General features: G+C 44.4%; 20 protein-coding genes. 12 read left to right on the forward strand and 8 right to left on the reverse strand.

Annotated features, from left to right (window positions below):
• Positions 1-153: 153 nt before the first annotated feature.
• A complete protein-coding gene (locus ACJMM4_RS02645; RefSeq protein ID WP_405378842.1) occupies positions 154-693 on the reverse strand; it encodes a flavodoxin family protein in 540 nt (179 codons plus the stop codon).
• A gap of 195 nt (positions 694-888) precedes the next feature.
• Here ACJMM4_RS02645 and ACJMM4_RS02650 point away from each other — a divergent pair, with 195 nt between their 5' ends.
• The 4 genes from ACJMM4_RS02650 to ACJMM4_RS02665 all read left to right on the forward strand — a co-directional run bounded on the left by ACJMM4_RS02650 (position 889) and on the right by ACJMM4_RS02665 (position 6,140).
• Positions 889-2,160: a metallophosphoesterase gene (locus ACJMM4_RS02650; protein WP_405378845.1), complete on the forward strand. Its 1,272-nt coding sequence runs from the start codon at positions 889-891 to the stop codon at positions 2,158-2,160.
• A 449-nt stretch (positions 2,161-2,609) separates the two neighbouring features.
• Positions 2,610-3,683 (forward strand): 3-phosphoserine/phosphohydroxythreonine transaminase, encoded by a 1,074-nt coding sequence (serC, locus tag ACJMM4_RS02655; RefSeq protein WP_405382940.1) that lies wholly within the window; start codon positions 2,610-2,612, stop codon positions 3,681-3,683.
• Between the two features lie 227 nt (positions 3,684-3,910).
• A complete protein-coding gene (gene serA, locus ACJMM4_RS02660) occupies positions 3,911-5,497 on the forward strand; it encodes a phosphoglycerate dehydrogenase (RefSeq protein WP_405382942.1) in 1,587 nt (528 codons plus the stop codon).
• Position 5,498: 1 nt separating this feature from the next.
• Positions 5,499-6,140, forward strand: coding sequence for a histidine phosphatase family protein (locus ACJMM4_RS02665; RefSeq protein ID WP_405382944.1), 642 nt, complete (start codon positions 5,499-5,501; stop codon positions 6,138-6,140).
• A gap of 83 nt (positions 6,141-6,223) precedes the next feature.
• Here ACJMM4_RS02665 and ACJMM4_RS02670 read toward each other — a convergent pair whose 3' ends face one another.
• The 3 genes from ACJMM4_RS02670 to ACJMM4_RS02680 all read right to left on the reverse strand — a co-directional run bounded on the left by ACJMM4_RS02670 (position 6,224) and on the right by ACJMM4_RS02680 (position 9,592).
• The gene (locus ACJMM4_RS02670) at positions 6,224-7,264 is read right to left on the reverse strand and encodes a virulence RhuM family protein (RefSeq protein ID WP_405382946.1); all 1,041 of its coding nucleotides are present in this window, start codon (positions 7,262-7,264) and stop codon (positions 6,224-6,226) included.
• Positions 7,265-7,351: 87 nt separating this feature from the next.
• Complete coding sequence (locus tag ACJMM4_RS02675; protein ID WP_405378861.1) at positions 7,352-8,437, reverse strand: M48 family metallopeptidase; 1,086 nt, start codon at positions 8,435-8,437, stop codon at positions 7,352-7,354.
• Between the two features lie 12 nt (positions 8,438-8,449).
• Positions 8,450-9,592: a CaiB/BaiF CoA transferase family protein gene (locus ACJMM4_RS02680; RefSeq protein WP_405382948.1), complete on the reverse strand. Its 1,143-nt coding sequence runs from the start codon at positions 9,590-9,592 to the stop codon at positions 8,450-8,452.
• A 137-nt stretch (positions 9,593-9,729) separates the two neighbouring features.
• On the opposite strand from ACJMM4_RS02680, the gene thiW reads away from it, so the two are divergent.
• A complete protein-coding gene (gene thiW / locus ACJMM4_RS02685) occupies positions 9,730-10,221 on the forward strand; it encodes an energy coupling factor transporter S component ThiW (RefSeq protein ID WP_405378867.1) in 492 nt (163 codons plus the stop codon).
• A 1-nt stretch (position 10,222) separates the two neighbouring features.
• On the forward strand, positions 10,223-10,504 hold the full coding sequence (locus tag ACJMM4_RS02690) for a hypothetical protein (RefSeq protein ID WP_405382950.1): 282 nt from the start codon (positions 10,223-10,225) through the stop codon (positions 10,502-10,504).
• A gap of 402 nt (positions 10,505-10,906) precedes the next feature.
• Here ACJMM4_RS02690 and pdxT read toward each other — a convergent pair whose 3' ends face one another.
• Positions 10,907-11,479, reverse strand: coding sequence for a pyridoxal 5'-phosphate synthase glutaminase subunit PdxT (pdxT, locus tag ACJMM4_RS02695; RefSeq protein ID WP_405382998.1), 573 nt, complete (start codon positions 11,477-11,479; stop codon positions 10,907-10,909).
• Positions 11,476-12,348 (reverse strand): pyridoxal 5'-phosphate synthase lyase subunit PdxS, encoded by an 873-nt coding sequence (gene pdxS, locus ACJMM4_RS02700; RefSeq protein WP_405382952.1) that lies wholly within the window; start codon positions 12,346-12,348, stop codon positions 11,476-11,478. The genes pdxT and pdxS overlap by 4 nt, the downstream gene beginning before the upstream one ends.
• Before the next feature lie 191 nt (positions 12,349-12,539).
• On the opposite strand from pdxS, the gene ACJMM4_RS02705 reads away from it, so the two are divergent.
• Positions 12,540-13,952: a PLP-dependent aminotransferase family protein gene (locus tag ACJMM4_RS02705; protein WP_405382954.1), complete on the forward strand. Its 1,413-nt coding sequence runs from the start codon at positions 12,540-12,542 to the stop codon at positions 13,950-13,952.
• Position 13,953: 1 nt separating this feature from the next.
• Here ACJMM4_RS02705 and ACJMM4_RS02710 read toward each other — a convergent pair whose 3' ends face one another.
• Positions 13,954-14,574 carry a YigZ family protein gene (locus ACJMM4_RS02710; RefSeq protein ID WP_405382956.1) on the reverse strand — a complete coding sequence of 207 codons (621 nt, stop codon included), beginning with the start codon at positions 14,572-14,574 and terminating at the stop codon, positions 13,954-13,956.
• Between the two features lie 234 nt (positions 14,575-14,808).
• Here ACJMM4_RS02710 and ACJMM4_RS02715 point away from each other — a divergent pair, with 234 nt between their 5' ends.
• The 5 genes from ACJMM4_RS02715 (at position 14,809) to ACJMM4_RS02735 (ending at position 20,699) form a co-directional block, all read left to right on the forward strand.
• Positions 14,809-15,789: a bile acid:sodium symporter family protein gene (locus ACJMM4_RS02715; RefSeq protein WP_405382958.1), complete on the forward strand. Its 981-nt coding sequence runs from the start codon at positions 14,809-14,811 to the stop codon at positions 15,787-15,789.
• A gap of 162 nt (positions 15,790-15,951) precedes the next feature.
• The gene (locus ACJMM4_RS02720; RefSeq protein WP_405382960.1) at positions 15,952-16,422 is read left to right on the forward strand and encodes a pyridoxamine 5'-phosphate oxidase family protein; all 471 of its coding nucleotides are present in this window, start codon (positions 15,952-15,954) and stop codon (positions 16,420-16,422) included.
• A gap of 18 nt (positions 16,423-16,440) precedes the next feature.
• Positions 16,441-18,459 (forward strand): TonB-dependent receptor plug domain-containing protein, encoded by a 2,019-nt coding sequence (locus tag ACJMM4_RS02725; protein ID WP_405378887.1) that lies wholly within the window; start codon positions 16,441-16,443, stop codon positions 18,457-18,459.
• Positions 18,460-18,538: 79 nt separating this feature from the next.
• Positions 18,539-20,101, forward strand: coding sequence for a ClC family H(+)/Cl(-) exchange transporter (locus tag ACJMM4_RS02730; RefSeq protein WP_405378889.1), 1,563 nt, complete (start codon positions 18,539-18,541; stop codon positions 20,099-20,101).
• Positions 20,102-20,324: 223 nt separating this feature from the next.
• Complete coding sequence (locus ACJMM4_RS02735) at positions 20,325-20,699, forward strand: PBECR2 nuclease fold domain-containing protein (RefSeq protein WP_405378892.1); 375 nt, start codon at positions 20,325-20,327, stop codon at positions 20,697-20,699.
• 280 nt (positions 20,700-20,979) lie between these two features.
• Here the strand turns inward: ACJMM4_RS02735 and ACJMM4_RS02740 are convergent, their stop codons facing one another.
• A complete protein-coding gene (locus ACJMM4_RS02740; RefSeq protein ID WP_405382962.1) occupies positions 20,980-24,609 on the reverse strand; it encodes a YadA-like family protein in 3,630 nt (1,209 codons plus the stop codon).
• Positions 24,610-25,026 lie beyond the last annotated feature (417 nt).

Below are 25,026 nucleotides of genomic sequence, written 5' to 3' on the forward strand. Positions count from 1 at the left end.
TTGATGAATTGTGGTATCTTGAGATTGATCCATGGTGGTCAGTCCTTTCTGCTGATTTTGTGTAGCAACTTTATTTTAACAGAAAGATACCACCATGGATCTTTTTTATTCAGTTGTGCAACTTCATTTTACAACTAACCAGAATAAATATTATTAAATTTTCCCACCCATTTCTCTAGCTTCTTCCATATACTTGGTAGAATTAACTTCACCGGGTTTCCACACGCCCATAGCATAGATAATACCGCGTTCTTGGGTACCTTCTAAGCACAAATCACTAAAGCCGCGCAGTGCATCAATAACACGCTCCACATTAGCTTGCTCATCATCAGCAGCAGTAATGATAAAATAGAACTCTTTGTTAGTCAGCTGGGTATAGATGGGAACAGTGCGGTCAATTAAAGTCTTCAGTTGAGCGCTCATGCTGTAGAAATATACAGGAGTTGCCAAAACGATAACATCCGCTGCCAACATCTTATCCAAAATTTCCGGTGCATCATCCTTCTGCACGCATCTAGCAGTAGTGGTGCAGGCTCTGCAGCTCAAGCAGTAATTAACTTCATAATCACGCAGGAAGATTTTTTCTACACTATGCCCTGCTTCCTTGGCACCTTTGGCAAATTCATCACAGAGAGTATCGGAATTACCATATCTTTGGGGACTGGAAGAAATAATTAAAACTTTTTTGCTCATATCAAAAGCCTCCTTTGTTAGCTCAATTATACTACCTGAACCATACTTTAAGTCAAGGGAAAGCGTCAGATTAACTTGCGTACTTTCTTCCGCATCTCCAATATCTACACGAAAAAAGTATTGACCTAAAGCTTACTTTAGATGCTAGAATATAGACACAATATAAGCTTAATTTTGCAAACTTGGAGGAAGCATATGAAAAAATTTACTAAACTTTTATTATTGCTCCTGTGCCTAATGCTACTCTTTACCGCAGGCTGCACAGACGGAAGTTATAATTCAAAGGAAATTCAAGGCAACGACAGCGCTGTAGGAGTACAGCATGTGCGCCAAATTGTTGCTGCCGATAATAAAACCGGTCGCACTATTATGTGGCAGGCAGAAGCAGAACAGGAATATACTCTAGAATACCGCCTTGCTGGCAGCAATGACAGCAAAACCATCTCTACTAAAAAGAAAACTTTTCAGGAAGCAGGCACAACCTACATCCAATACGCTGCCTCTTTAAGCGATCTTGAAGCAGGTAGCAAATATCAATACCGCATCAACACCGTCAAGGAAAAAGGCGCGTGGCATGAGCTAACCACGGATAGCGGCAAAAACTTTACCGCCCTCATCTTCCCTGACTCCCAAAGCAATGACTACAGCGGTTGGCAAAAGCTAGCTCGCGATGCACAGACGCGCCACCAAGAAACACAGCTTTATATCAACTTAGGCGACTTGGTGGACAATGGACAGGATGCCAGCCAATGGCGTGCTTGGTTCAACAGCGTAGAACCATTTAGCGATAAATTAGCCTTTGCTCCTGTTATCGGCAACCACGAAGCCTATTCCCTCCAATGGAAGACTACGCAGCCTGTATCCTACACTAACCTTTTCCAAGTTCCTGCCAATGGCTTAGCTAAATACCCTAACCAATTCTACAGCTTCGATTACGGCCCTGTCCATTTCGCAGTGCTAAATACTAATTTTTATGAAGCCAAGGATTGGCAGCCCCAACTTTTACAAGACCAACTTCAATGGCTCACCCAAGACTTAGCTCAAAGCAAAGCCAAGTGGAAAGTAGTTTTACAGCATCGTGACATCTTTATGTACACCTTTGGTAAAGAATCAGGCAGACCTCAACGTCCTACAGAGTTTCTCGACTTTAGCAGAGAATTAATCCCCATTTTTGAAAAATATAACGTGGATGCAGTCCTTAGCGCCCACTTGCACACCTATCGTCGCAGAGTTCCCTTGCGTAACTTTGTCCCTGCAAACGATGGTATTACATATATTTTGGCAGGCGTAGCAGGCAACGTGCGCTATCCCAAATTGTGGGGCGAATTTGCTTGGGATGCAGCACGCGCTCCCCAACCGGAAACAGCCAATTATATGACTTTGGAAGCAGAAGCCAATAAACTAACCTTTAAAGCCTACCTCTCTGACGGCAAGCAATTTGACGAAGTCGTTATTAGCAAAGGCTAAAACGAAGGCCAAAAACAGCAAAATATTGTAACCTTTTATACAAAAAGCGTAAATTCTGTGTATACATACGGATTTTACGCTTTTTTGCTTGACCTTATGAAGGAACGTGCTATAATCAACCTTAATACAACACAGCAACGCAAAGAAGGAGAAGCTGTTTGCCAAGTCTTTCAGAAAGTTGGCGGTTGATGCAAGCCAACAGCAAGGTAAATCAGTTCCGCTCCGGAGCGGTAGGTGAAGAATCTAACGGGTGCGCCCGATACAGCGTGCAAAAGTTGGCCGTTGGCAAGTTGGGTGGCACCGCGAGATAGAAGTTCGTCCCATGAGGGATGGGGCTTTTTTTATTTTAGGAACACGTAACAGACGGCAATTTGGGTGGTACCGCGAGAACAAGAGAAGCTCGTCCCAAAGGGACAGCTTCTCTATTTTTATATCAAGGAGTACGAATCATGAAAAGAGCCTATAATTTCAACGCCGGTCCTTCTGCCATGCCTTTGGAGGTACTGCAGGAAGCCCAAGCAGAATTTTTAAACTACGCCGACACCGGCATGAGCATTATCGAAATGAGCCATCGCAGCGCTGACTACGCAGCCATGCACGCAGAAACAAAAGCCCTCCTGCGTGAGCTAATGGAAATCCCCGAAGATTACGAAATCCTCTTCATTCAAGGTGGTGGCAGTACCCAATTCTTAATGACCGCTGCCAACTTCCACACTAAAAAATACGCCGCCTATATTAACACCGGCGTATGGGCAAAAAAAGCTATGGCCGAAGCCAAATTCTTTGGCGAAGCCTACGAAGCAGCCTCCAGTGCTGACCGCAACCACTGTTATATTCCCCAAGAATATAATTTCAAGGAAGATACTTCCTACGTCCACATTACCGCCAACAATACCATCTATGGTACCGAATGGCAAAGCTTCCCCAAATTTGACGTTCCTGTAATCTGCGATATGTCTAGCGACATTCTCTCCCGTAAAGTCAACGTAGCAGACTTTGATCTAATCTACGCAGGAGCGCAAAAAAATTTGGGACCTGCAGGCGTAGTTATCGTCATTGCAAAGAAAAGCTTCTTGGCAACAGCACGCAAAGAACTGCCCACCATGCTTAAATACAGTACTTTTGCCGACAATGACTCCCTCTACAACACGCCCCCCGTCTTCGCCATCTACATGGTTAATAAAACCTTACATTGGATTAAGAACCAAGGCGGCGTAGACGCCGTTGCGAAAAACAACGCAGCCAAAGCCAAAGTCATCTATGATGTAATCGACAACAGCAATGGCTTCTACAAAGGTCATGCAGATAAAGATGCTCGCAGCCTCATGAACATCACCTTCAACCTGGCAGCACCGGAGATGGAAAAAGATTTTGTTGCTAAAGGCAAAGCTGCCGGGTTCGTCGGCATCGGCGGACATCGCTTAGTAGGCGGTTGTCGTGCATCCACCTATAACGCAGTTCCCATGGAAGCCTGCGTGGCTCTCGCCGAATGTATGAAACAGTACCAAGCAGACCACCAATAGTAAATTGAGCAATTGCTATATTTCGGAGCGAATAGAACTTTTAGCTCATAAGTGCTTAGTACAATAGAAGCAAGGGTGCAGGAAAGTATAATCCTCTGCTAACAGATTTTTCCCGCAGCTTCGTTATTGTACTGCACGCAATGAGCGTTAAGAAAGCTCTTCTGAGCGCAGAAATATACAATTGCGAATCACATACACTGAGCGAACATATTAAGGAGGAACATAAAATGAAGATTTTTGTAAGCAACGATATTAGTGAAAAAGGCGTAGCATTGCTCCGCGAACATTTCGACGTAGACGTAATGCCTAATATGAAGCCCGAAGAACTCATTAAAGTAATCAATAACTACGACGGCCTCGTTACCCGCTCCATGACCAAAGTCACCAAAGAAGTAATCGAAGCCAGCACCCGTCTGAAAGTCATCGGCCGTGCAGGCGTAGGCGTTGACAACATCGACATCCCCGCTGCTACCGCCAAAGGCATCGTTGTCCTCAACACCCCCGAAGGCAACACCATGGCTGCTACCGAACACACCGTAGCCATGATGATGGCCATGACCCGTCACATCCCCCAAGCCCATCAATCCATCCAAGAAGGCAAATGGGACCGTAAATCCTTTGACGGCATCCAAGTACAGGGTAAAACCCTGGGCATCATCGGCGTAGGCCGCATTGGTAGCCGTGTTGCCAAACGTATGCAGGCTATGGAAATGACCACCATCGGCTATGACCCCTACATTACGGAAGAACGCGCTAAACAGGTTGGCGTAGAACTGGTTGATTTTGACACCCTGCTGGCAAAATCCGACTATATCACCATCCACACCCCTTTGACCAAAGAAACTGAAAAAATGCTCAACGATGAAGCCATTGCCAAGATGAAAGACGGCGTCCGCATCGTTAACTGCGCTCGCGGTGGCTGCATGGATCCCCAAGCCATTGCTGACGGTGTAAAAAGCGGTAAGATTGCCGGCGCTGCCATCGACGTATACCCCAGCGAACCCCTGACCAAAGAAAACAACCCCTTCCTGGGCCTGTTCAATGTAGTACAAACTCCCCATTTAGGTGCATCCACTATCGAAGCACAAATCGGTGTAGCTGTGGACGTTGCTTATGGCGTAATCGATGCCTTAGAAGGTCGTCCTGTTATGACCGCTGTTAATATGGCTCCCATTCCTAAAAGCGTTGCTGCCGTTATCCAACCCTACTTCGGTCTGGCAGAACGCATGGGCACAGTTGGCATCTACTTGGCAGAAGGCCCCATTAAGAGCGTAGAAATCGAATACACCGGCGACTTGGCTGCCACCGAAACCGGCGCCCTAACCACTGCCTTCCTCAAAGGTCTGCTGAACCCCATTCTCCAAGAAAGCGTCAACTTCGTCAACGCTCCCGGCATTGCTAAAAAACGCAACATCGAAGTTAAGGAAGTTAAAGCTAACCGCGCAGGCTACTTTACTACCGCTATTAACGTCAAGATTACTACAGAAAAAGGCTCCCACAAAATTGAAGGCACCCTTTTCGACGGCAAAACTCCGAAAATTGTCCAACTGGACCAATACTATCTGGACTTCAAACCCGAAGGCTACCTGCTGCTTGCTCCCCACATTAACAAACCCAATATGATCGGTCAAATGGCTACTATTTTGGGTAAAGCAGGCATCAACATCAACAGCATGCAGGTTGGCAGCACTACCAAATCCGACACCAATATTATGGCCATCGCCGTTGCTAACGACATCCCCAATGATATTATGCTCCAGCTCCGCGGCGTAGAAGGCATTATCGATGTAAAACTTATTAACTGCGAGGGTTAAGATGACAAGAATTATTTTAGTTCGCCATGGCGAAACCACTTGGAATATTGAAGGCCGCTATCAAGGGCAAGAAGACACTCCCCTTAGCGAACGTGGTCTAAAGCAGGGACACCTGCTAGCGGAAGGTCTGCGCAACATCCCCATCGATGCTGCCATCTCCAGCCCCTTGCAACGCTCCTTCCAAACCTGCAAATTCTGCGCTGACTTGCACAATCTCCCCGTTGCCACGGATGAGCGTCTTTTGGAAATCAACCATGGTAGTTGGGAAGGCGTTTTGGCAGGAGATATTGCCAAAACCTATCCGGTAGAATTTGCCCAGTGGCATTCCACTCCTGAAAAAGTGCAAATGCCCGGTGGTGGCGAAAGCTTGGAGGACGTGCGCAAACGTGCTCGCGCTGCCTTTGATGAATACGCTACAAAGTACGCAGGCAAAACACTCTTAGTAGCAGCCCACGATGCAGTCAATAAAGCTATTATCTGCGATTTGCTGGGCCTAGGCATGGAACACTTCTGGCAAATCAAGCAGGATAACACCTGTATCAATGTGCTGGAATACAACGAAGGCGTGTGGCGCGTGGTACTCTTAAACTCCACTAACCATTTAGGTTTTCTCTTTAGCGGTATCGAGCAAGCCGGACTATAAAACAAACGAGGCTGTTCACGAAAAGTGAACAGCCTCTACTTTTTCTGTTTACTTGTACCAATCTACAAATTCACTCAGCTACTTTACTTATCAATACCGGCAGAAGCAATGAGTCTATCAAAATCGCTTTGATATAGCTTATCCTGAATAACTCTGTACTGCTCAAATTCACTTTCTGCAAAAGCTTTTGCAATAGCTGCAGTGACCTTACCTTTATCCTGAAGAATCTCAGCATCATTAAACTGTAAAAATGCATCTAATTTAGAAGCCCAATCTGCCATTGTCATAGGAATATGACGCCGCGCCTGACGTGTAGCATAATCAAGATACATAGTAACTATTTCATTTAATTCTTGAATTTCGCTTACAGATAAATAATTCTTGGCAACTGCTACATCTGCTTTTACAATTTTCCCATAAGGCGCATTATGCCATGACGTCAACCCCATATGCTCCTTGGTATGGTCTGCTCTTGCCATAATAACCTCAGCTGCGGTATTACCATGAACAGCGTAATGCATCTTATTTTGAACCGTTGCAAAAAAGCTCTTTGTAGTTTTGCTGTCTAAAGAATAGTCTACAGCTGTAGCGTATATATCAGTAATCTTTTGATAGAAACGGCGCTCGCTGGCACGAATTTCTTGAATCTCAGAAATAAGATGTTCAAAGTAATCTTCGCCGAAAACCTGTCCATTAACTAATCTATCCTTATCTAATACATAACCTTGCTGAGCAAAAGTCTTTAGAACCTTTGTTGCCCATTGCCGAAACTGCAAGGCTCTATCAGAATTGATACGATAGCCAACAGCAATAATAGCAGCCAAGGAATAGAACTTATAGCGATAAGTTTTTCCATTATCCGCAACTTGTGCAAAATTTGCACAAGTTGAAATTTCAGCTACCTCCCCACTCTCATAGGCGTTTTTTAAATGTTTTGAAACAACGCTCCTATCTACAGCAAAAAGCTGCCCTATCGCTTTTTGGGTAAGCCAAACATCGTTATCTTGTACGCGAACTTCAATACCTTCTTCATTAGCATCTCTTGTGAAGACAAGAAAATCAACGGTACTGTTGCGTACTTGCAAACTATTATCACCCTGAGATGAGGTTTGCTTTGTTTTCATTTTTCGACAACCCTTCTTTGCTTTCATTATTTCTTAGCTACAAAAATTACACGCTAGAAATTTGATAGCTAGATCACTTTCCAGCCCCTACTTTTTCTTCTTATCCTTGGCTACTTTAGCCTTAGCATCGTTGGCGTTAGCGATAGCTGCCCAATCACGTAGCATATCGGCACATGCGCTGGCGTAGGCACCGGCACTGCCAAAAGCGCCTGCATCCTGATTATACAAGGTCAACACTTGGATATCATCATAATAGATGTGAGCATAACTGCCATTATCATAAACCACAAAATAGTTAGGATTAATGGTACCACGTTGGCGCACCGTCCACAAATTACCTGCCAACATATACGCACGATATTTTGCCTTGGTATTGCCAATACTTTGGTTAATATTGAAGCTCCAACTACCTTCCGTAACAGTAGCGTAATCATCATCCGTAACTGCTACATCAGGATGAATATTGTAGCTTTTCAACTGCTTCATAACGCGTTTCACACGTTCTTCCGGTTCCGGATGGCTGCTGAACAAGCCATAGGAAGCACCGCCGCCCTGCTTGGACAAATCATCCAGCTTCTGCACCGTAACCAACATAGCATAAGGATTGAAGCCTGCTTTAATAGTATTATTAACGCCTTCCTTATCGGCACCACGTTCATCCGTACGGCTGTAACCTGCAAACAGCGCTGCCTGTGCAGCCTGTACCAAGCCCAGACCTTGACCTCTGGTCGCTACTGCCAAAAGCAGCGTGGTCCACATCTGCTTTTCAATAGCATTTACCGTATGCTTTTTGGCAACGTGACCAACTTCGTGGCCTAATACCCCGGCTAACTCTGCATCAGTAGGCATATAATCCAACAACCCGCGGAAAACATAGATAAATCCACCGGGACAAGCCAAAGCGTTGACTTCATCGCAGTTCAGTACTTTGAAGGAATAACTGATTTCGTTACGTCCGCACACCGCTGCCAAACGCTGACCAATGCGGTCAACACGTTCTTGGGCATAACTATCCTGGGAAAGACCATACTTTGCTTCCAAGGACTGGGCTGTTTCCCTGCCCATCTTGATTTCATCTTCCAGACTAATCATGCCTGCCTCAGCCGGATTGATGCCTACAAATACGCAGCAAGCCACGGCAAAAGCCAGTAACATTCTATATAGCTTCTTCATAGAGTCATCCTCCTAAATTGCTCCTTCTTCCTGCAGCGCAGCCACTGCCGCTGCATCATAGCCCAAATCCGCTAAAACTTCCTTAGTGTGCTCCCCAAGGTAAGGTGCTCTGCGGCTAATAGTGCTTTGGGCATCGCTGAACTTGACAGGTCCCCCCATATAGCGCAGCGTACCTAAATCGCACTCCGCTTCCTGCAGGATATGTTCCTGCTCCGTCAGTTGGCTTTGCAGCGCTTCATCAAGACTGCACACAGGCGTAACGCAGAACTCTGCCCCGCCAATCAGCTCCAGCCACTCTGCCTGAGTCTTGGTGGCAATTTTAGCAGCGATAAAATCCTGCAATTCTTCACCATGAGCAAAATCGTATTGACTCTTTTCCAGTTCAGGACACTCAAGCAAATCGCAGAAACGCTGCCAAAACTTGGGCTCAATGGTACCTACAGTGAGGAAACGGTCATCCTTAGTACGGTAAATATTGTAATAATGGGCAATGCGTCCGAAAGGTTTATCCCCTGTTTCCTTACAGCCCCACAAAGAGCTTACCCCTGTCACCTGCATGGATAAGGCTGTAGCGTAAAGGTTGACATCCAACCATTGGCCTGCTCCCGTGCGTTCCCGTGCCAAAAGCGCCATGGCAATACCGCTTAAAGCGTTCAAGCCACTGCCAATAGCGCTCACCTGCACTTCACTAACGCAGGCACCGCCCACATCGTCAAGACTGTTGAGTCCTGCCAATCCAATAACGTTCAAATCATGGGCAGGTTTATGGCAGTTCTGCCCGAAGCCTGTAATAGAACAGTACACCAGTCGGGGGTTAAGCTTATGAATCGTTTCGTAATCCAAACCGTAGCGGGCAAGATAACCGGGACGAAAGCCTTCGAGAAACACATCCGCCTCCGCAAGCAGCTTGCGTAACAACTCCGCGCCCCCTGCCTTTTTGATGTTTACTGCTACGCCCCGCTTGTTGCGGTTCAGCATCAAATGCCAATAGCTCATGCCAGGTGCTTTCTCCGGCCAAAACTTGCGGGTAGCATCCCCAGCTAAATCTTCAATCTTAATTACATCAGCACCGTAGTCACCAAGCAGCATACCGCAGTATTGCCCGGGCAACCATTTGGAAAAATCTACAACCTTGATGCCTTCCAATAATTGCATATATCTCACTCCAATTTACAAAGGTAATTGCTCTAACTAATTCTACAAAAATGTAGCTTTTCCCTTTAGGAATCATCCACGAAGTGAGAAAAAATGGTATAATAAAAATGAAAATCCTATGAAAAGAGGTATCCTCCATGCAAGCACGTAAATTGACATCCGCAGCGCTCTTGGTAGCCATTGGCACTCTCAGCGCCCACTTAATCTATATTCCTGCAGGCGTTTCTAAATGTTTCCCTGTCCAACACACCATCAACGTTATCGGTGCCGTACTTTTAGGTCCGGAATACGCTGTGTCCATCGGCTTTTTGATTGCCTGCCTGCGCAATATGTTCGGTACAGGCTCCCTTTTAGCTTTCCCCGGCAGTATGATTGGCGCTCTTATCGCCGGTCTTGCCTATAGCAAATGGAAAGCCATCCCTGCAGCTATGGCAGGCGAGATCTTCGGTACAGGCATCTTGGGAGGTTTGGCTGCGTGGGTAATTGCCAGCGCTGTTTTAGGCAGCAAAGCCGCAGCTTGGTTCTTCATCCCGCCCTTCCTCGTAAGCACCATTGGTGGCAGCATTATCGCCGGGTTGCTTTTGAAAAGCGGTCTCTTTGCGCAGATTATGGCAAAGGAAGGTAAATAAGATGTCCTTCAGCCAAATAGTTACCTACCTGCTCTACGGCCTCAGCGGGTTCTTCTTCGGCATCTTCGCCTCCCGCTACAGCGTTCTCAGCTGTCTGCATATCCGCAGCAAATATCAAGAAGAAGGCATCAGCTGCTTATTTAGCTGCCTTCCCCAACTGCTTTTCCTAAGCTGCAGTTTCTTCCTCTTCCCCAGCTGGTTCGCCACCAGGACCACTACAGGAGCATTCTTCTACTATGCCTGCCTGCTGTTTTTCTACAGCAAAGGTATGCGCAGCAAATAACATTGCAAAAACATAACGCCCTTGACCATCGGTCAAGGGCGTTCCTTTTATGTGTTTCTATTTTTTGTTTTTGAGTTTCAGTCTTTCAGCAAGGCTTATTCAAAAGCGCACATAACAACCAGTGCAAACAAGAATACACAAGTAACACCAACAGTCGTGAACATAGTGCTTCACCTCCACATGCCTTTCACCATCATATTTCTATCACCTTTGCAGGTGACGATCTCAATCTTCATCTTGAACATATTATACCACAGTTTTGTATTTTGTATACAATATTCTTGCGAAAATTTTCTGTTATTTTTGCAAATCCTGTGTTTTAGGATATGGCTTTTGTGCACACTAAAAAGAGTGGAACACTTTGCCCCACTCTCTTCATTCACACTATGATTTTTAATGTATTTACTCCTTACACATTTGCCGGAAAAGCTTGTGTACTGCAACACTTTCCTGTACATCTAACTCCGGATGGAACGCTAAGGCTAATTGCTTGCCATAGCGTGCAGCCACAACCTTATCATCTACTGTAGCCAACACTTCTACCCCCGCACCAACCTTTTCAATATAGGGAGCACGAATAAAAGTCATGGGCACGCTGCCCAATCCGGCAAAATCACCGTAGGTTCGGAAACTACCTAATTGACGGCCATAGGCATTACGGCGTACAGTAATAGGCATAGTAGCAAAGTGTACCTTGTCATCATTGCTCAAATGCTCTGCCAATAAAATCATCCCTGCGCAAGTTGCCAATACAGGCAGACCTTGCTCAATTTTCTGCTTGAGAATATCGTACATCCCCAGTTCACGGAGCAATTTTCCCTGCACGGTACTTTCCCCACCGGGAAGGACAACCCCCGTTAAGGGCAGCTCCAAATCCTTGGCTTGGCGCAGTTCTACGCAAGTTGCCCCCAAGGACTCCAACGCCTTAATATGTTCGACAAAAGCGCCCTGCAGCGCCAGTACGCCAATCATTATTTACCACGCTCCGCCATCAACAGTTGGATTTCTTGTTCGTTGATACCAACCATGGCTTCGCCCAGATTTTCGGAAAGCTCTGCCAACATCTTGGCATCACGGAAATTAGTTACTGCTTTCACAATAGCCTGGGCACGTTTAGCAGGATTGCCGGATTTGAAAATACCGGAACCTACGAATACGCCTTCTGCTCCCAACTGCATCATCAAAGCTGCATCGGCAGGAGTAGCTACACCGCCTGCAGCAAAGTTGACAACGGGCAGACGTTTATGCTCGTGTACGTATTGCACCAAATCATAAGGAACTTGCAATTCTTTCGCAGCATTAAAGAGTTCGTCTTCACTCATAGCAGCAATTTGGGCGATTTGACGGTTCATCATGCGCATGTGGCGCACAGCTTGCACTACGTCACCGGTACCGGGTTCGCCCTTAGTACGGATCATGGAGGCACCTTCGCTAATACGACGCAGCGCTTCACCTAAATCCTTCGCACCGCAAACAAAAGGCACTTTAAATTTAGTCTTATCTACATGGTAAACATCATCCGCAGGGGACAGCACTTCACTTTCGTCAATATAGTCTATTTCCAAAGCTTCTAAAATTTGCGCTTCTACAAAATGACCGATGCGCACCTTAGCCATAACAGGAATGGTTACGGCATTTTGGATTTCTTTAATCAGCTTAGGGTCGCTCATGCGGGCTACACCGCCTGCTGCACGGATATCCGCAGGAATACGCTCTAGAGCCATAACTGCACAAGCACCTGCTGCTTCCGCAATTTTAGCCTGCTCCGCATTGGTAACGTCCATAATGACGCCACCTTTCAGCATTTGCGCCAATTGCGCATTTAATTTATAACGTTCATTCATTTTGATTTCCTCCTTGATATTTTGTAGTTATATTTTCTCGCCCACGAGAAAATGTAACCTAACGTTGCCATTTGTAAAATAGATTTAACTTTACAGCAACAATTATACGTAGTATTATACTAGCATCTGAATATAACAATATACTCATTTTTTAACAAGTTTCTAATACCAGTTGGAGGAAATTCCGCAAAATGCTTACCTATAGCTTTGCTAATTTAAAAGGCGTCAGCATGTACGCCCACCTTTATCAATGCATTAAAAACGATATTGTCGCAGGCACACTGAAGGCGCAGGAAAAGCTCCCTTCCAAGCGCACTTTAGCTAAAAATTTAGGCATCAGCCTTATCACCGTAGAAAACGCCTACGCCCAGCTTTTAGTGGAAGGCTATATCTATTCCAAACCTCGCCGCGGCTACTTCGTCGCCAGTCTGGAGCAACAGACACCACTGCCCCAAAAACAACTCCCCACTCCGATACAGAATCCTTCCCCAGAGCGTACTCTGACCAGCTTCGTCCGCAGCAGCGTACCTCCCGACACCTTCCCTTACAACACTTGGGCGCGCCTATTGCGCCACACTTTGACCAGTGCTGACGAACACGCCCTCATCAGCGACAGTTCTGCCGGCGGTGTACTTGCTTTGCGCCAAGCTTTAGCCAAGCACTTGTACCAATTCCGCGGACTCAATGTCAACCCGGAACAGATTATCATCGGCGCAGGCACCCAGACACTGTACAACTTGATTGTACAGCTTTTAGGCCGCAACCGCATTTACGCCTTAGAGGATCCCGGTTATCCCCAATTGGCAGCCATCTACCGCACCAATGACGTATTCTGCCGCTACCTGCCTATGGACGAGAAAGGTATCACTGCCGATGTTCTCGCAGTCAGCGGTGCAGATATTCTGCACATTACTCCGTCCCACCAATTCCCCACAGGCATCACTATGCCCGTTAGCCGCCGCTACGAACTACTGCGCTGGGCAAACGCAGGCACTAGCCGTTACATTATTGAAGATGACTATGACTGCGAATTCCGCCTTTTCGGCAAACCAGTACCACCCCTGCAAAGTATCGACCACGGCGAAAAGGTTATCTACATCAATACCTTCTCCAAAACACTGGCACCCACCTTCCGTATCAGCTATATGCTGCTGCCTCTCCATCTGGCTACACTTTTTTATCAAAAACTGGGCTTTTATTCCTGTACCGTATCCAATTTTGAGCAATTTACCTTAGCAAAATTTATTGAAGACGGTTATTTTGAACGCCATTTAAACCGTATGCGTACCTATTACCGCAATAAACGCGATACCTTGCTCAACTATCTGGCTACCTGCCCCGCTGCTCCCGCCCTGCAGGTGGAAGGAGAAAACAGCGGCCTGCACTTTTTGCTCCGCTTAAAAACAGAAGCCGGCGACAGCCTGTTAAAACAGGTCGCCGCCGACGCAGGTTTAGAGATTAAATTTTTGTCCGATTATTATCACGAAAAGCTTAACGATACCAGCCACACCATGCTGATGAATTACACAGGACTGGAGGATGCACGGCTGTACCCCGCCTTGGACAAGCTTTTCACCGCACTCCTGCCCTATTTAAAGGTATAAGCTACTTTACAGGCACTTCCGCGTATTCGCTGCCTTCTAGCTCCAGTTCCATGGGCATATTCAACCGCTCCGTCAGCCACGCTTCTGCTTCTTCTTTCTGGCTGTGCTGCATGCCTAAAATCACCTTGGCACGCAAGTCGTACTCTACATCCGCCACAGTGAATAAATTCTGCTGGTAGAGAATGTTCAAAATACGGCCTACGCTGTTCACGTCGCAGCGGAAACTGAATTTGCTCATAAGGATTTTTTCCGCAATGCCGCATTCTTTGACCGCTTGGGCCACACTGCCGCTGTAAGCGCGGACTAAACCGCCTGCCCCCAGCTTGATACCGCCAAAGTAACGGGTGACAACTGCTGCCGTACCGGTCAGATTGTTCTTCCGCAGCACCTCTAGCATGGGGATGCCTGCCGTACCGCTGGGCTCGCCATCATCACTGGAGCGTTGCGCCAAATCATCCACAATATAAGCAGAGCAATTGTGAGTTGCATCCCAATACTCTTTCTTTATAGCACGGATAAACTCCTGAGCCTCCGCTTCGCTGGCAACTTTTTTCAAAGTACAGATAAAGCGGGACTTTTCAATCACTATTTCATTGCGATAATCCTTCACTATCGTATACAAGCAGTGTACCTCCGTCCCTTGATTTTTTCCAAATTATGATACTATTATAACACATTTACCCATTACAAGTAAAATTTTACACTTTTTTCACCATTTCTCTTCCTTTTTTGTCACAATTATTGTATAATAACGTACGTTTAATACAGAGAAGAAAAGTGCCCCCACACTTATTCTTCCTAGGGCAGCTGCCCTGCATTTATTTTATTTTTAAGGGAAAGAAAGAAGGTTTTCGTAATGAAACAAATCTGTGCAATGATCGGCAAGTTCTTCGGCATCATCGCCTTAGTCTTCCTGATCCTGGGTATGACCATGCCCCAAAACTTCTTGTGGGTACTGGGTAAAGTTGGTGGCTTCAGTGTATTGAGCTGCTTACTTGGTGTCGTAATGTTTGGTATGGGTACCACCTTGGACCTGAAAGACTTCGCTTTAGTTTTGAAACGCCCTGTGGACGTGCTTGTTGGCGCTTGCGCACAATTCTTGATTATGCCTTTCTTGGCATACCTGTTAGCTACTGCATTTAATCTGGACCCTGCTCTGACCGCAGGCGTTGTACTGGTTGGCACCTGCCCCGGCGGTACTTCTTCCAACGTAATCACCTTTATGTCTAAAGGCGATATTGCTCTGTCCGTAACCATGACCAGCGTATCCACCGTCCTGAGCCCTATTTTGACTCCTTTCATCACCTATTTGATTATCGGTCAAAAAATCGCTTTCGACCCCGTTGGCATGTTCTTCTCCATCGTTCAAATCGTAATCCTGCCTATCTGCTTGGGCTTGGCTGTTAAATCCTTCCTGCCTGCTTTGGCAAAAACTGCTACCGATTACCTGCCTGCAGTTTCCGCTATCGCCATCTCTCTGATTATCGCTGGCGTTATCGGTGCAAGCCGCGACCTGATCCTGAAGACCTCCGGTCTGATCATTCTGGTAGTTGTACTCCACAACTGCTGTGGTTACGCTCTTGGTTTCGGTATTGCCCGCCTGTGCGGTATGAGCTGGAAAAAGGCTATTGCCCTCTCCGTTGAAGTTGGTATGCAAAACTCCGGTCTGGCTACCGGTTTGGCTAAAGCTCACTTTGCAGCAATGCCTGCAGCAACCGTTCCCGGTGCTGTATTCTCCGCTTGGCATAACCTGTCCGGTGCAATGCTGGCATATATCTTCCAAAACTATCTGAACCCCAAATATCATCCGGAATACACCGGTGAAGAAGAAGCGTAACCGTCCCCATCCAAAAAATTTGGCAGTCTGCAAAAGCAGGCTGCCTTTTTTACAATATTCAGCAAATTCATGCAGCAAAACTTAGTTGCAGTCTAATTACTGCGTCTGGGTATTATGTTATAATATTTGAAACAATGATTAAAACTTAGGAGGTTATAAATTATGAGAAGAAAAGATAGAGAAGTTACTGATGTCGCCAAAATCAATGAAATCATCTCATCCTGCGAATGTATGCGCGTAGGCTTTAATGACGATGGTCAGGTGTATATCGTTCCCCTAAATTATGGTTATTCCATTGTTGAAGGCAAATATGTTTTTTATTTCCACGGAGCCAAAGAAGGAAGAAAGATAGACTTGATTCATAAAAATCCTTACGTTGGCTTTGAAATGGATACTAATGTGAAGATAAATACAGCAGATGTTGCCTGCAACCATTCTACTCGTTTTCAAAGCATTATTGGCAATGGCAAAATGAGTATTGTAGAAGATTTTGTGGAAAAGAAAAACTGCCTGTTAGCAATTATGAAACAAAACACAGGCAAAGCAGATTGGGACATTCCCGATAGGGCTATAGATGCTGTTTGTGTCTTCAAAATGATTGTATACCAACTCTCCTGCAAAGAACACGCCTAAGAAAAGGAGAATATAACAATGACAACAAAGATTTCCAAGAAATCTTTGCAACTTTTAGCTATCTGCGTACTATCCTCTATAGGAACTACAGGTAATGCGGCAGATGCTGAACTTATGACCTTCGAGGTCCCAGAATACATTGTTACTGCTACCAAAACCAAGCTGAATAGCAAACAAGTTCCCATGACCATAGAAGTTCTAGAGCAAAAAGATATCCAAAACCTTGGTGCCTATAGCGTACAAGATGCGTTGCGTCTTTCCCTGAGCTTAAACGTACAAGATAATGTTATGAGCGGTAATCCTAACAGTATGTCCGGAAATCAAGTGCAGATACGCGGCATGGAAACACGACATACTTTGATTTTGATAGATGGTAAAAGAGTTGCCAGCGAGAATACCGGTAGCACTACCAATGTCTATGAGTTGAACCGCATTAATATAGCGGATATAGAACGTATTGAAATTATCCGCGGCAATGGTAGCACTTTGTATGGCTCTGATGCCTTAGGCGGTGTAATTAATATCGTTACTAAGAAATATAGCAAGGAAAGCGGTAGCATAAACTTTCATACCGGCACTCAGCGCAATGGCACCAATTTTTTCTACTCAAGTGGTAAAGAAGGCAAGATAAGCACTAAAATTAACGGTGGTATTGAAAAAGTTCGTAAACAAGAAGATTCCTACTACAGCGCCACTGCCGGCGGTGAAGCCACCTCTTCCAATATGTACGGGTCACGCCGTTACTTGCACACTACCTTTGCCTATGATTTTGACGAAAATCGTTCTTTAGCACTGGATGCCAACTTTATGCGTGAACAGTTTCTAGCGGACAGTTCTACTCCAGACAATGTTGGTCGTTATAATTTTGATAACAACCGCAGCGATTACGCCCTGACATACAGCAACACCGACTACCGCCATGACTACAGCCTACGTGCCTATTATAGCAATTACCGCAAAGTGAATACGGACTACGAAAATAACCAATTCACCGATTTCGATAATTCAGTATATAAAACCATGGTTTTCGAAGGCAAGGATACATGGAATTGGGATAAAAACAACAAGTTAACCTTTGGGGCAGAATACAAGGAAAACTCCATGCAGGGCACACGCTTTGGCGGTGGTGGTGACGAAAAATACGAGCAAACCATAAATGGTATCACTAAACCGGGCTCCCAAAAATCTACGGACTCCTATTCTATCTACTTGCAGGATGAAATCAATGTAGGCGATAAGCTACTTGTTATTCCTGCTTTGCGATATGATCGGTACGCTTCCTTTGGTGGCGAAATGACTCCCAAACTCGGTGCTACCTATAGCTTTAGCGACAAATGCCGCATCAAAATGAACTACGGCAAGGGTTTCCGCGCCCCCACTATTTATGAATTATATGCCACCATGGAGAAACGTATGGGATTTATGAATGTCATTGTAGATGGTAATCCTAATTTGGAAGCAGAGGAAGCCAAAAACTTTGACATCAGCATTGAAGGCGAACGTGGCAAAGCTAGCGCCAAGCTAACCTACTTTCATAACAAAGTTGATAATTTAATTGAAACCAAAATTCTTAGCTCCGGTTTTGAGCCTAGCATGGGGATGGTACTTCGCTCCACCTACGTAAATATTGGCAAGGCAACTATCAAAGGTACGGAAGCGGAAGCAGACTACCGTTTCGACAAGCATTGGCGTGCTAAAGTAACCCACACTTATCTGGATGCCAAGGACTCTAACAACAATATCCGTTTGGACAACAGAGCAAAGCAAACCGGCACCGTGCAGTTATCCTACACTAACGTTAAAGAAAGCCCTTTAGTAGCAACCCTGTGGACGCAATACCAAGTAGATTATCTTTATGATGGCAACGCCTACACCTTTGCTACCACCAATTTAGTAGTGAATAAGGCCATCAATAAAAACTTCAATATCTACGTAGGTATTGATAATATTTTTAATAAGAAACTCTTTAGAGATGATGACCACACCTACGCTATTGCCGAACGTTGCTGGCGTATGGGTACATATTTGACCTTCTAATCTTGCAAGAGATAAGTTATAATGTAGGAGAAGCATTATATCCCTAAAGCTTCCATCTTAGTTATTTGGAGATAAATTTATGGAAAGCAAAAAACAAATCATCGGCACTTATAAATCCATTAGTAATTGGCACAAATTCCGCCTCCGCCTTTTCCTTGAAGGCATTCTAACAGGTATTTTCGCGGGTCTAGTCATTAGCCTTTTCCGCTTCGGACTGACGGAAGCAGAAGCTTGGCGCGAAAGTTTCTATGAGCAATTGCGCGGCAGCGACACCTTGCTCAGTGCAGGTTGGTTTGCCGCACTTGTAGCCATTGCCTTTATCCTCTACAAACTTACTACTTATGAGCCCATGGCCGCAGGCAGCGGTATCCCCCAAGTAAAGGGCGCCTTGCTAGGCTTGATGAAAATGCGGTGGTTCTCCGTTATGTGGGTTAAGCTCAGCGCAGGCATTATGGGCATCGGTGCAGGCTTGTCCTTAGGCCGTGAAGGCCCTAGCATCCAGTTAGGTGCAGTAGCAGCCCAAGGTGTCAGCCGTATGTTGGGACGTACCCGTATGGAAGAGCGCTACTTGCTCACCAGTGGCGCCAGCGCTGGTTTGGCAGCAGCCTTCAACGCCCCCTTGGCAGGCGTTATCTTCGCTTTGGAAGAACTCCATCGCAACTTCTCCATTATGGTGTTGCTCCCCTCCATGGCTGCAGCCATGACAGCAACCGTCATCTCCCGCGCCCTCTTCGGCCGTGCTTCCGTCTTTGATATCCCTGATTTGCAACTGCTGCCTCTTAACTACTACGGTATTGTGATTCTTGTAGCGCTGGTAGCAGGCTTGGCAGGCGTTATCTTTAATAAAGGACTGCTCAACATCGGTCGTTTTTACGCACTGCCAATCTTTAAAAGCCAAGTCCACAAGATTATCTTCGCCCTGCTCACTGCAGGCGTGTTGGGTTTCTTCCTGCCGGAAGTTTTGGGCGGTGGCAATAACCTTATTAATCACTTGGCACAAACGCCCGTGTCCTTGCAGATGCTTCTGCTCTTTTTGGCAGGCAAGCTGCTCTTTACCCTTATCAGCTATGGTTGCGGCGTTCCCGGCGGGTTCTTCCTGCCCATGCTAGTTATTGGTGCTTTAAGCGGCAGCATCTGCGCCAACGTGCTGATTAGTCTGCACCTTATCGAACCTATTTATGCTGCTAATATTGTAGTCATCGCTATGGCAGCCCTCTTTTCTTCTTCCGTACGTGCACCCATTACAGGCACGGTGCTGATTATGGAAATGACCGCCTCCTACCAACAACTGCTCACCTTGGCTATTGGCGCCATGGTGGCCTTCGTTATTGCGGAACTGTGCCAAAGCAAGCCTATTTATGAAGAACTGCTCACCAGAATGCTGAATAGCAATAAGCCTGCTCCTGCCACCTTGGAACAGCGCAACGTAGTAGAGCTTGCCGTATGCAGCGGCAGCCCTGTTGCTAACAAGTTGATTAAGGATATTCAATGGCCTGCCAACACCCTTTTAGTAGACATCAAACGGGGAGAACAGCAACTTGTTCCCTCCGGTGATACCCTGCTTATGCCCGGGGATTTCATCTACGTCTTTACGGAAAACGAGCACATCGAAGAACTCCAAGCACTTGTAAGTGGGGAGTAAGTTTACAATGTTGTTTTAGTATGATATACTTAGCGTAGTTGCATAATCTACGGTTTGTATTTTATGCCCGATTAAGAAAATCGGTAGCACCTGCTGAGCTTCAGTAGGTGCTTTTTTGCTAAATAGCATAAAATAATAAGTTGGATAAGTGAACTATCAAGTAATCCTTTACGGTTCATTTTATTATGAAATACGGCAATTTTTCTAGTTCGAGAGGATACCCATGCATTTTATAGGAAAATTAGATGTTAGATTATATAGTTGCGTCACTACGGATATAGTAGATGATATAGTCATTATAACAGATGCTCAAATTCAACACATAAAGGAACGCCATCCAAACATATATGAAAAATTTTCTGATTACTTCAACGAGATAGTGCAAAATCCAGACTATATCATAAAAGGTAACAAACCTTTTACCGCGCTTATTCTTAAAGAAATAGTTGTGGCAAATGAGTGCTTTAAAACTGTTTTACGTTTAGTTACATCTACTGATCCAAATGGTTATCATAATTCAATTATAACGTTCATGAAAATTGATAAAAAAGAGTGGAACCGTCTAATTCGAAATAAAGCAATCCTTTACAAGAAATAATATCCGTTGTATAATCAAAGTAGCAAACAGGTTTACTTGAGGTGGAAAATTTCGTCCGATCCACACGCCGCTGGTACTGACAGGGTTGACACCCGAGAGATGCAGGAGCCCCGGACGCCTGCCAAGTATTCCTGTTTCGGTTGTAAACTAGCACGCCAATCAACAAGGCGTGCTTTTCATTTTATAGCAACACAAAGGCACCGTAGGCGCTCCCCCGCAGGGAAGCACTCACGGTGCCTTTTACTGTGCTTATTTAGTTGTTACGGGAAGAACGCTACGCTTATTTGGCAGCTTCAGCCTTGGGTTGGATAGGAGTGCCATATACGTCGTAGAATTTCTTCTTAGCTTTGTTGTCCTCGTTGTTAACGCGAACACGTTCAATCTTATGTCTGTCATCGTCTTTGCCGGCGATACGGTCAACACGGATGCGGCTCATTTCTTCAGCAAATTCATCAGTGAGACGAGTATCCAGTTTTACGCCTTTCAGCAATGCACGATCCAGCATAGCTGCAAATTCATAACGAGTCATGGTACGGTTACCGTCGAAATAACCACTGGGATAACCTTCGATAATACCGCGTTCAGCAAGGTCTTTAACATATGCATAAGCCCAATGATTTTCTGGAACATCTGGGAACATTTCGTGACTTGCCAAAGGTTTACCGGTTAAGGTAGATACCATTTCTGCCAGTTGACCAATAATTTGGTCTTGACGCGCTACATGTTCGCGCAAGTCGAGAATTTCTCTGCCCATTGCAGTACGGGATTGGGTTACATGGCTAACACGGTCCAAGGAGAAACTCATGCCTACATTTACCATGTTTTCACCATTGCCTGCAGTACCGCCAACGCTAAGCATAGTCTTTTCATCCGGACGGTAGAAGGCGCCAATTGCAGCAGCGTTTTCGCCTGCGTAGTTGCCCATGCCTGCGGAGAAGGTCAGCTTGTCATCAGGATCGAAATCCAGCGGATGCAAAGCAGCCAATGCAGCAGCGCCTGCACCAACTTTGTTAATCTTGCTATCCAGTCTGTTTACACGATTATTAACCATGTTGATATTTTGAGTGTTCATATCAACCTTTTGGTTAACAGCACTAAGTTGGCTTACGTTAACAGCGTCAGTCGGTTTTACGCCAGGAGCTACGTTAGTAATAACTTTGCTACCTGCATCAATACCATCTTTGCTAACGGACGGACCTGCATTTTTACCGTCTTCACCTTTGAAAGACAAACCATTTTCGTTGATGATGGTGTCGCCTACTTTAACGCCTTCATTATTGATAGTAGTATTGCCAACGTTGATGTTATTTGTAGTAATACCATCTTTGTCAATGGTGGTTTCACCTGCTTTGATGCTACCATCTTTTCCAAGGTCAAGGTCTTTGTTCAAAGACAAATCATAGTGCAATTGACCATTAGTATTAGTTTCTTTTACAACGATATTCTTCTCATCTTTAGCTGCGCTAACAGTAGTATGCTTGCCTGCCAAGGCTTCTACTTTCTGGATGTTTTGGTCAAGCTTGCTAATGGATTGTACAAAAGTATCGCCATCTGCAATGTAATTGTGGGAAGAATAGTTATTAGTTATGGTAGTAGAACCATCTTGATTAGTAATTACAGTAGAACCTAAGCTATTCTCAACGATATTATCAACGTGATCAGTAAGGTTATCCAAAGCTTGCTTGCTAGCAACGTCATTGATTACTGCAGTGTCAATCTGAGCGCCAGTACCATCAACGATATTGAGAGTTACTTTACCATCACTAGAAACTGCATAATCTTTTCTAGCTTCGAGGTGCTTGTCTGCAGCAGTTACTTCGTTCTTAACATTAGTAATTTGATCCTTCAAAAGGTCAACGTTAACCGCTTCGCTACCATTGGTCATATCTGCGTAAGCTACATTGGTAATATGAGTACCACCGTTATAAGTAACTGTTCCGTCATTATTTACAGTCTTATTATAGGTATCCCCACGCAAAGTAACGCTATCATACCCAGTATCACCATCATATTTAACTGCTCTATCATCCAATTCTTGAATTTTATTGTAGTTATTAGTAATAGCTCCTTGAATAGTAGTGTTAATTTGCGGTTTATTCACGTCACCTTCATTAATGATAATACCCGCAGAACCAACTTTTATGCTATCAGAATAAGATTTACCAGTATTGTCAGTAACAGTAGTTGTAAGATATTCATTATTATCGCCAGTCAAACTATGATCCAAATCCACAATATGTTTATCAGTAAATTCAAACGGCACAGGCTTTCCATCAATTATTTGAGTAATGGTGTACTTGTCACCCTCTTGTTTAATCGTTTGCAAATACTTCTTGGTAATATTCTCAATATTAGTCGTATTGTTTGTAATGTTGTTATAGCTGTTATTAATAGCTTGTTCGATAGTAGTATAAGTTTTATTGCCCTCTTTATCAATAACAGTAACACCGGCATTACCAACCTTAACGCTACCAGTATAAACAACATCTTTACCATCTTTATCTTTCATGTTAGTGGTAATTACAGTATCGATGTTTTCGTTATTCGTTCCACCTAAACTTTGTGTCATACCAGTAATGTGCTTATCGGTATAGGTTTTCGTTTCTGTTGTTATGCTACCATCTTGATTTACAACATTTTGGATATAAGTAATCTCGTCACCTTTTGCGCCACCAATAGAGATATTTTTCACATATTGCTTTTTAATATCGTTAATGGTGGTATAGTTATTGTTAATTGCGCCACCGATAGTTGTAGTATTGCCACCAATGGTAATTGTAGCATTTTGCGCCTCGTTGAAAATCTTGCTACCTACATAACCACCGATATTGACAGTTTGAGTATACCCATTATCAAAATTGTTAGTGATAGTGGACACAATATCACCATTGTCAGTTACTGTTCCATTTGCATCCTTCGTATAAGTAGGACCAGTCTGCGTGAAATTAGTTATATGCTTGTCTTTGTAAGTAACTTCTGTGGGCGTTCCACCAACAATCTGAGTTACCTTATATTCATCAGTATTATTGATTTTGCTAATATTTTTAACATAATTTCTCTTAACTTCATTAATGGTATTGTAGTTATTAACAACTTGGTCAGTAGTATTTACTACATTAATAGTACCATCAATATGAACAAACTTCTCAGCGTAATGCGTATCGCCCCAAGCTTTAAGGTCTACAGAACCCTGTACTACATTTCCTGCAGTATCTTCTGTTACCATGGTAAGTAAACCATTTTGAGTCAACCCCAAACCTGTAGTACTCGGTTTAAGTTTAGTGTCCTGTCCATTAACAAATTGACTTAAGTCTATTTCAGTACTAATAGAGCTCTGGTCTGCATAACGATCAAGAGTAACAGTCAGCTTATTATTTGCAATATTGCTACTAATCCCCTTAATATCATCCTTATGCAACAAATTATCCTGTTGTACACGAATTTCAGATTCAAAACCAGCCATAGTAGCAGCATAATCCATAGCATAAAGATGTTCAACATTACCCCAGGTAGGATTCCACGTTGCAGGAGCTGATGCTGCCGGTAACGTTACACCATTAATCGTATCAGTACTCCAAGTATTCAAATTAAGTACTAATTTATATTCAGTTACAGTATTACCATTCTCATCAGTTACAACATTACCACTCGCATCCTTCACCGGAACTGGTACCTTAGTTCCGTAAATTGTACCACCGCCATAGGAGTACGAGTACATATTTGTCTGTCCTTCAACCAATGTACCAGTTCCTAACTGCTCTGCAGAAAACACAGTACCATCTATGGCAGTTACTGTTCCATCTCCCAAAACGCTAAAATAGGCACCATCCCAAGTAGCAGAATCACGAATAGAAGGTTTAATAGTATCGTTATAGTTAGAAGTACTAAATGCCCCCCCCATTTTCCGCATACACCGGACTCATCACAGCAGCAGAAAAAGCCATCGCCATTATTGTCGCCAAAATTCTTGCCTTTACTGTTTTTCTCATAATCATCACCCCGTAAACATTAATTACCCAATTAATTTATGATAGAAAAAGAATAAACTTTAAATAGAGTTTTATCCTTATATAGTACAACTGTGCTTTGTAAGCATATTATATATCACTCAACAGCAATATGCAAGGCACTACTCCGCCATTTCCAGTGTATACAACCGCCATTTTCCAAAATTCAGATAAAATTAATAAAAAAAGTAAAGAATGTACACTTTTTAGTATACATTCACAACAATCCTCACTTTTCACAAAAAGTTTTCAAATGTTCAAAACATAGTAAAATTTTCACGTAGAAACACATAACGCCAGTCGCTCCCCTTCCCGAGAGC

Source organism: Phascolarctobacterium sp., assembly GCF_045124115.1.
GTDB lineage: Bacteria > Bacillota > Negativicutes > Acidaminococcales > Acidaminococcaceae > Phascolarctobacterium_A.

Coding starts and splice junctions, on each gene's coding strand:
- ACJMM4_RS02645 (WP_405378842.1), bottom strand. CDS start 693: ATGAGCAAAAAAGTTTTAATTATTTCTTCCAGTCCCCAAAGATATGGT.
- ACJMM4_RS02650 (WP_405378845.1), top strand. CDS start 889: ATGAAAAAATTTACTAAACTTTTATTATTGCTCCTGTGCCTAATGCTA.
- serC (WP_405382940.1), top strand. CDS start 2,610: ATGAAAAGAGCCTATAATTTCAACGCCGGTCCTTCTGCCATGCCTTTG.
- serA (WP_405382942.1), top strand. CDS start 3,911: ATGAAGATTTTTGTAAGCAACGATATTAGTGAAAAAGGCGTAGCATTG.
- ACJMM4_RS02665 (WP_405382944.1), top strand. CDS start 5,499: ATGACAAGAATTATTTTAGTTCGCCATGGCGAAACCACTTGGAATATT.
- ACJMM4_RS02670 (WP_405382946.1), bottom strand. CDS start 7,264: ATGAAAACAAAGCAAACCTCATCTCAGGGTGATAATAGTTTGCAAGTA.
- ACJMM4_RS02675 (WP_405378861.1), bottom strand. CDS start 8,437: ATGAAGAAGCTATATAGAATGTTACTGGCTTTTGCCGTGGCTTGCTGC.
- ACJMM4_RS02680 (WP_405382948.1), bottom strand. CDS start 9,592: ATGCAATTATTGGAAGGCATCAAGGTTGTAGATTTTTCCAAATGGTTG.
- thiW (WP_405378867.1), top strand. CDS start 9,730: ATGCAAGCACGTAAATTGACATCCGCAGCGCTCTTGGTAGCCATTGGC.
- ACJMM4_RS02690 (WP_405382950.1), top strand. CDS start 10,223: ATGTCCTTCAGCCAAATAGTTACCTACCTGCTCTACGGCCTCAGCGGG.
- pdxS (WP_405382952.1), bottom strand. CDS start 12,348: ATGAATGAACGTTATAAATTAAATGCGCAATTGGCGCAAATGCTGAAA.
- ACJMM4_RS02705 (WP_405382954.1), top strand. CDS start 12,540: ATGCTTACCTATAGCTTTGCTAATTTAAAAGGCGTCAGCATGTACGCC.
- ACJMM4_RS02715 (WP_405382958.1), top strand. CDS start 14,809: ATGAAACAAATCTGTGCAATGATCGGCAAGTTCTTCGGCATCATCGCC.
- ACJMM4_RS02720 (WP_405382960.1), top strand. CDS start 15,952: ATGAGAAGAAAAGATAGAGAAGTTACTGATGTCGCCAAAATCAATGAA.
- ACJMM4_RS02725 (WP_405378887.1), top strand. CDS start 16,441: ATGACAACAAAGATTTCCAAGAAATCTTTGCAACTTTTAGCTATCTGC.
- ACJMM4_RS02730 (WP_405378889.1), top strand. CDS start 18,539: ATGGAAAGCAAAAAACAAATCATCGGCACTTATAAATCCATTAGTAAT.
- ACJMM4_RS02735 (WP_405378892.1), top strand. CDS start 20,325: ATGCATTTTATAGGAAAATTAGATGTTAGATTATATAGTTGCGTCACT.
- ACJMM4_RS02740 (WP_405382962.1), bottom strand. CDS start 24,609: ATGCGGAAAATGGGGGGGGCATTTAGTACTTCTAACTATAACGATACT.